The organism is Methylobacterium sp. CCH5-D2 (assembly GCF_001556475.1).
Taxonomy (GTDB): Bacteria; Pseudomonadota; Alphaproteobacteria; order Rhizobiales; family Beijerinckiaceae; genus Methylobacterium; species Methylobacterium hispanicum.
The window spans coordinates 1-6,234 of the sequence record NZ_LSIX01000104.1 but is presented as its reverse complement, the minus strand read 5'-3'; the positions used below and the strand labels follow the sequence as shown (position 1 = coordinate 6,234).

Here is a 6,234-nt window from a genome sequence, read left to right as displayed (position 1 = left end):
CCGCCAGCGGCGGCGGCGGCTCGCGCGGCAACTACGACCTCGACGACGACATCCCGTTCTAGGCCGCTCCCCCGAGAGGCCGGCCCCGGCCCGGATCGCGAGATCCGGGCCGTTTTTTTGTCCGCGTCCGGACACGGGGCGCGGCGGAACCGCGATGGCGGGCGCCCCGTTCCCGCCGCGCAGGTGGAACGGAGCCGGGGATGGCGCGAGCGACGATCGATCTCAACGCCGCGACGGCCGAGGAGCTGGACGAGATCCCGGCGCTCAGGGGGCACGGGTTCGAGATCGTGCGCACCCGGGAGGAGCGCGGCCGCTTCACCAGCCTGCGCCAGCTCGACGAGGTGCCGGGCCTCGCGGGAAAGACCGGCGACCTCACCGCATCGCTGACCGTCGACGACCGGTCGCAGGAGCCCGGGTGAACCGCGGCGGGTTTCGCGTCGTTCTGGTGCTGTAGCGCCGCGAGGCGGGCGGAAGAGCCGGGGACGAAGCGTGACGACGAGCCGCAACATCGCGGGCCTCCTGTGCCTGGGCCTCCTCCTGGGACTTGGACCATCGGGGCCCGCCTCCGCCGAGGAGGGCGCGCGGCTCTCCACAGCCGCTCCGCGCTTCGTCGAGGGGCCGCTGCCCGGAGCGATCCGGGCCTCCAAGATCATCGGCCTGCCGGTGATCGGGATGGACCACGTCCGCGTCGGCAAGATCGAGGATGTCCTGGTCGACGGGAGCGGGCGCGTGCAGGCGGCCGTCATCGGCGTCGGCGGCTTCCTGGGCCTGGGCGAGAAATCCGTCGCCGTCCCGTTCGACCAGCTCGCCTGGAATTTTCGCGATGCCCCGCTCACGAGCGGCCCGAGCTCGGTCGTGACGCCCGAGACGGCGCCCGGCCCGCGGGAGGCCGCAAAGGCCGGTCCGGAGACGATGCCGGGCGCGGATACGAACCGCGACGTGCTCGCCGCGGTCCAGAACCAGCACAGCGGCCGCGTCACCGAGGCGACCGGCTCCGTGGAGCCGCGCGCAGCGGGCGATGCCCCCGCGACGGTCCTGGCAGGCGACGGGTTGTGGCACGCCGAGATCCGCCTGACCAAGGCGCAGCTGCAGGAGGCCCCGGCCTTCCGCTTCGACGCGGCCCGCCCCTGAGGCGCCGACGAGCGCCACCCCCTTGCGAGGAGACCCGATGCGCAACGCCGTCGCCACCGGCCTGATCTGGACCGCGAGCCTGCACGCGGCCCTGGCCCAGCAGATGAACCCGGCCCCGCCGATCCCCGAGACCGGCCCGGCCGGATCGAGTTCCGGCCCGGCCACGGGCGCGGCGATCGACTTCAACTGGGTCTGGCTCAGCCTCCTCGTGGCGGTAATCGTCCTGGCGCTCTGGTACGTCGCGCGGCGACGCCAGTCCGGCCCGCGGCGCTGACCGGGCCCGGCCTCAGCCGTAGGCCCGGGCGGCGTGGCCGCGCAGGAGGGCGGCGGCGGCGTTCACCACCACGACGAGGCTCATCAGCACGAGGCCGAGGGCGAGGGCGAGGCTCAGGTCTCCCTTCTGGGTCTCCAGCGAGATCGCGGTCGTCATCGTGCGGGTATGCCCGTCGATGTTGCCGCCCACGACCAGGACGGCGCCGATCTCCGAGATCGCGCGGCCGAAGGCCGCCAGCGCCGCCGTCACCAGCGAGAAGCGCACGTCGTAGATCAGGATGCCGGCCTGCCGCGGGGCCGAGAGGCCGAGCGAGCGCAGCTGCTCGCCGAGATGGACCTGCGCGTCGGACACCACCTGCCGGGTCAGCGCTGCGACCAGCGGCGTGGCGAGCGTCGCCTGCGCGGCGACCATCGCGGCAGGCGTGAACAGGAGGCCGAGCGAGCCGAACGGACCGGACCGGGACAGGACGAGGTAGAGGACGAGGCCGACGATGACCGGCGGCAACCCCATGAAGGCGTTCAGCAGCCCCGCCACCGCTCCGCGCCCGGGGAAGCGGGCGACCGCCACGAGGGCGCCGAGCGGGATGCCGAGGAGGAGCCCGATAGAGACCGCCGTCAGGCTGACCCGCAGCGACAGCCACGCGATCGCCAGCACGTCGCGGTCGAGGGTCCAGAGGCGGGACAGGGTTTCGTGGAGGATCGGCACGGACGGACTCACCAGAGGAGCGCGTGCGGGTAGTAGGCGAGGCTCTCGCCCGGCGCGACCGCCGTCGCGGCGTCGGGCAGTTCCACGAGGCCGTCGCTCCCGGTCAGCGAGGTCAGCACGCCGGCCCCGTCGCGGGGGAACTTGCGCGCCTCGAGGCCGCCGTCGGCGGCCCGCGCGAGGCAGACGCGCACGAATTCGCGCCGGCCGGCCTTCTTGCGGTAGGCGAAGGCCGAGCGGACCGGCCAGGGGAGCGGCGCCTCGGGGCTCGCACCGCCGAGGCGGGCGAGGAGCGGGCGCACCACGAAGAGCAGGGTGACGTAGACGGCGACCGGGTTGCCCGGCAGCCCGACGAAGGGCGTGCCATGGACGAGGCCGACCGCGACCGGGCGGCCCGGCTTGATCGCGAGGCGCCAGAGCACGAGCTGCCCCAGGGACTCGACGGCGCCCTTCACGTGGTCCTCCTCGCCGACCGAGACGCCGCCCGAGGTCAGGACGACGTCGTGGTCGCGCGCGGCCTCGGCGAGGCGGGCGGCGAGGCTCGCGGGCTCGTCGCGCAGGATGCCGAGATCGGACACCGCGACGCCGAGGCGGGCGAGCAGGGCACCGAGCAGCAGCCGGTTCGAATCGTGGATCGCGCCGGGCCGCAGCTCCGAACCGGGCTCGGCAAGCTCGTCGCCGGTCGAGAACAGCGCGACCCGCAGGCGGCGGCGCACCGCGAGCGCGCCGTGGCCGGTGGCGGCGGCGAGCGCGAGGTCGGCGGGGCGCAGGCGTCGGCCGGCCGGGATGGCGAGAGCTCCGCGGGCCAGATCCTCGCCCGCCGGGCGGGCGTTCGCGCCGGGCTTGAGCCCCGGCGGCAGGACGACCCGGTCGCCCTCGGCGCGCACGTCCTCCTGCATGAACACGGTGTCGGCGCCCGGCGGCATCGGCGCCCCGGTGAAGATGCGCACCGCCCCCGCGATCGCCCCGGCGCCCGCCGCCGCGCCCGCCGCGAGCCGGCCGCTCACCGGCAGCACGCTCTCGCCGGCCGGCGCCAGGTCGGCGTGGCGCACGGCGTAGCCGTCGACCGCCGAGTTGGCGAAGGGCGGCAGGTCGTGGCGGGCCAGGACATCCTCGGCCGCGATCCGCCCGTCCGCCGCGTGGAGCGGCACGGTCTCGATCCCGGCCAGGACCGGCATGCGCTCGGCGATGAGGGCGGTGGCCTCCTCGATCCGCATCGGCCTGTTCCCGAAGGCGAAGCAGTCGTCCGTGACCTGTGCCATGGCTCAAGGGTGCTCCAGCCGGGTCAGGACCGCATCGAGGGGCTCGGCCCGGGCGAGGACGAGGTCGGCGATGCCGGCGACGTCGTCGAGATGCAGCACGGGCCGGCCGGCATCCGGGAAGGGCCGGTCGCTCGCGATCCCGACGATGCGGGAATCCTGCGGATGCAGCGGCTCGCGGCCGTTGGCGGCCCTGAACACTTCGAGCTTCGCGTGCGCCTCGCGCTTGAAGCCTTCGACGATCGCGAGGCCCTCGGGGGTCAGGCGGCGCAGCAGGTCGGCCAGCCTCGCCTCCTCGCCCTCCGCCACCTCGCGGATCTGGGCCCAGCGGCGGGCGGACGAGACGATGACCTCGCTGGCTCCGGCCTGCCGGTGGACGTGGGAATCCTTGCCCGGATGATCGAGGTCGAAGGCGTGGTGGGCGTGCTTCAGGGTCGCGACCCGGACGCCGCGCCCGACCAGCAGCGGGATGAGCTTGGCCATCAGCGTGGTCTTGCCGGCGCCGCTCCAGCCGGCGAGCCCGATGACGCGAAGGCCGCTCATGTCGGGCTCCCCGGGGCGCGCTCCGCCGGGGCGAAGCCGAGGTCGCGCAACGCGGCCGCCGCCTCGGGTGTGCCGAGGAGATCGAGGAAGGCCGCGAGCGCGGGGCTGCGCACGGTGTCCGCGCGGCAGGCGAGGTCGTACTGCTCCTCGGTGAGGGCCAGGAAGCCGAGGCCGTAGGCCTCCGCGACGCTCGCGATGGCGACGCCCCAATCGGCCCGGCCCTGCGCCACGGCGGCCGCCACGGCGTTGTGCGAGCGCGGCTGGTTCCAGAACCCGGCCGGCCGGGCGCCGTCGAGGAGGCCGTCGACGAGAAGGCGCGTGCCCGAGCCCGCGTTGCGGTTGACCATCACGGAATCCGGGTCGGCGAGCGCCGCGGCCACCGCCTGTGCGGCGCTCCGGCCCTCGAAACGCGGGTCCCCGGCGCGGAAGACCACGCCCTGCAGCCGGCGCCATCCGGGGATCAGGGCCATGCTGGGGTCGAGGAAGGGCGCGTTGTAGCGCCCGCTCGCCGGATCGAAGAGGTGCATGGCGGCGAGGTCGCACTCGCCTCGGCGCAGGGCGGCCAGACCGCCCGCCGAGCCGACCCACATGGTCCGGGCGCGGTAGCCGCGCTCCCCGAGAAGCCCGACCACGCGGTCGAGCCCGACGCAGTGGCTGCCCACGATGGTGAGGTCGGGTGGCCGCACGCCGCCTCCCAGGCGCACCACCGGCACGCTCTCCCCCGCCTCCATCCCGGCCCGGGCCGCCGGCACCGCGAAGAAGCCGTCCGCCTGCGAGAAGGCGGTGACGGAGCCCGAGCCCTTCGGCAGGGGCAGCGCCGCCAGTCCCCGCGGGCCGTGCACGAGCGAGGCCATCACGAACTCGGTGCGGCCGAGTTCGGAGGACAGCCGCTGCGGCAGCACCGCCGCGACCGTTTCCTCCTCGCGCGGCGGCAGGCCGGCGAGCGCGCGCACCAGCGGCACGACGAATTCGTGGAAGGTGAACATCGCCGAGGTCGGGAAACCCGGCAGCACCACGATCGGCCTGCCCTGCGCCGCCGCGAGGCAGAGCGGCTTGCCGGGCTTGAGGGCGACGCCGTGCACCAAGATGCCGGGCGCGCCGAGCCGCGTGAGGATCCGGTGGGAGACGTCGCCCGCCCCCTTGGAGGTGCCGCCCGAGAGGACGACGAGGTCGTGGTCGCCGAGCGCCTCCCGCAGGGCCGTCTCCAGGGCCGCCTCGTCGTCGCGCACGATGCCGCGCGGTACGGGCAGGCCGCCGTTCTCCGTGACGGAGGCCGTCACGATCGCGCCGTTCGAATCGTAGATCGCACCGGGCCGCAGGCGCTCGCCCGGTGCCACCAGCTCGTCGCCGGTGGAGAGGACCGCGACCTTCGGGCGACGCACGACCGCCACTTTGGCAAGCCCGCAGGCCGCCAGCATGCCGATTTCGCGGGCGGTGATCACCGTGCCCCGGCGCAGCACCGTCTCGCCCGCCGCCATGTCGGCGCCCGCATAGCCCACGAACTGGCCGGGCCGCACGGCGGCGGCGACCTCGACCGCGAGCGCGTCGGCGTCGAACTCGGTCTGCTCGACCATCACGACGGCGTCGGCCCCGCGCGGGATCACCCCGCCGGTGGCGATGGGCGTCGCGGTCCCGGCCTCGACCGCGCGCGACGGCGCCACGCCGCAGGCCAGGATCTCCCGGTTGAGGGCGAGGCGCCGCGGGCTCGCGGGGCCGGCCCCCGCGACGTCGAAGGATCGCAGCGCGAAGCCATCGACGAGGGCGCGGTCGAAGGGCGGCACGTCGATCGGTGAGGCGACGTCGGCGGCGAGCACCCGGCCCAGCGCCTCGGCCAGGGGCACCGGCTCGGCCGGCAGCGCCGCGTGCGGCACGGCGGCCCGGAAGGCCGCGAGCGCCGCCTCGCGGCTGACCACGGTGAGGAACTGCTCCTGCCGCGAGGCGGCGGCGAGCCGCCCGGCGAAGGCGGCGGAATCGTCGGACATCATAGCGGCCGGACCTCGACCCGTTCCCCGGCAGGATGGCCCTCGCGCTCGGGCGCCACCAGCACGAAGCCGTCCGCCCGGAGGAGTTGGCGCAGCGGAAGCTCGAAACCGCCGAGCGGCTCCGCGCCCTCCGGGTGGCGGCGGACGAAGACGACCTCGGCGAGACCGATCGCGGAGGCGATCTTGCGCAGGAGCGGGGTGGGCGAGCCCGGCGCCTCCGCCGTCCCCGCGAGACGCGCGAGCAGGGGCGCGCCGAGCGCCAGGAAGGCGGCGAGCGCCGCCTCGGGCCGTCCCGGCAGGACGAGGACCGGCCGGCCCTCCGCCTCGCCCAGGACCGCGGTCT

Annotated in this window: 7 protein-coding genes and 1 pseudogene; 3 read left to right on the top strand and 5 right to left on the bottom strand. The window is 75.5% G+C overall.

All coding sequences use genetic code 11. The features are described 5' to 3' along the window. Positions 1 to 200: 200 nt before the first annotated feature. From AX737_RS02195 to AX737_RS02185, 3 genes are all read left to right on the top strand, one after another. A complete protein-coding gene (locus AX737_RS02195) occupies positions 201 to 419 on the top strand; it encodes a helix-hairpin-helix domain-containing protein (RefSeq protein WP_066918654.1) in 219 nt (72 codons plus the stop codon). A 118-nt stretch (positions 420 to 537) separates the two neighbouring features. After that, the gene (locus tag AX737_RS02190; RefSeq protein ID WP_238230559.1) at positions 538 to 1,131 is read left to right on the top strand and encodes a PRC-barrel domain-containing protein; all 594 of its coding nucleotides are present in this window, start codon (positions 538 to 540) and stop codon (positions 1,129 to 1,131) included. Between the two features lie 37 nt (positions 1,132 to 1,168). Then, positions 1,169 to 1,405 carry a hypothetical protein gene (locus AX737_RS02185; RefSeq protein ID WP_066918650.1) on the top strand — a complete coding sequence of 79 codons (237 nt, stop codon included), beginning with the start codon at positions 1,169 to 1,171 and terminating at the stop codon, positions 1,403 to 1,405. 12 nt (positions 1,406 to 1,417) lie between these two features. Here the strand turns inward: AX737_RS02185 and AX737_RS02180 are convergent, their stop codons facing one another. The 5 genes and pseudogenes from AX737_RS02180 to AX737_RS33990 all read right to left on the bottom strand — a co-directional run. Continuing rightward, positions 1,418 to 2,110 carry an ABC transporter permease gene (locus AX737_RS02180; protein ID WP_156453486.1) on the bottom strand — a complete coding sequence of 231 codons (693 nt, stop codon included), beginning with the start codon at positions 2,108 to 2,110 and terminating at the stop codon, positions 1,418 to 1,420. A gap of 8 nt (positions 2,111 to 2,118) precedes the next feature. Further along, on the bottom strand, positions 2,119 to 3,369 hold the full coding sequence (gene glp / locus AX737_RS02175) for a gephyrin-like molybdotransferase Glp (protein WP_066918648.1): 1,251 nt from the start codon (positions 3,367 to 3,369) through the stop codon (positions 2,119 to 2,121). Between the two features lie 3 nt (positions 3,370 to 3,372). Next, positions 3,373 to 3,909, bottom strand: coding sequence for a molybdopterin-guanine dinucleotide biosynthesis protein B (mobB, locus tag AX737_RS02170; protein ID WP_066918646.1), 537 nt, complete (start codon positions 3,907 to 3,909; stop codon positions 3,373 to 3,375). Next, entirely contained in the window at positions 3,906 to 5,894 is a 1,989-nt protein-coding gene (locus AX737_RS02165) for a molybdopterin biosynthesis protein (protein ID WP_066918644.1), read from the bottom strand. The genes mobB and AX737_RS02165 overlap by 4 nt, the downstream gene beginning before the upstream one ends. After that, positions 5,891 to 6,234: pseudogene (locus AX737_RS33990) on the bottom strand (molybdopterin-binding protein); the annotation flags it as partial. The pseudogene AX737_RS33990 and the gene AX737_RS02165, both read right to left, overlap by 4 nt.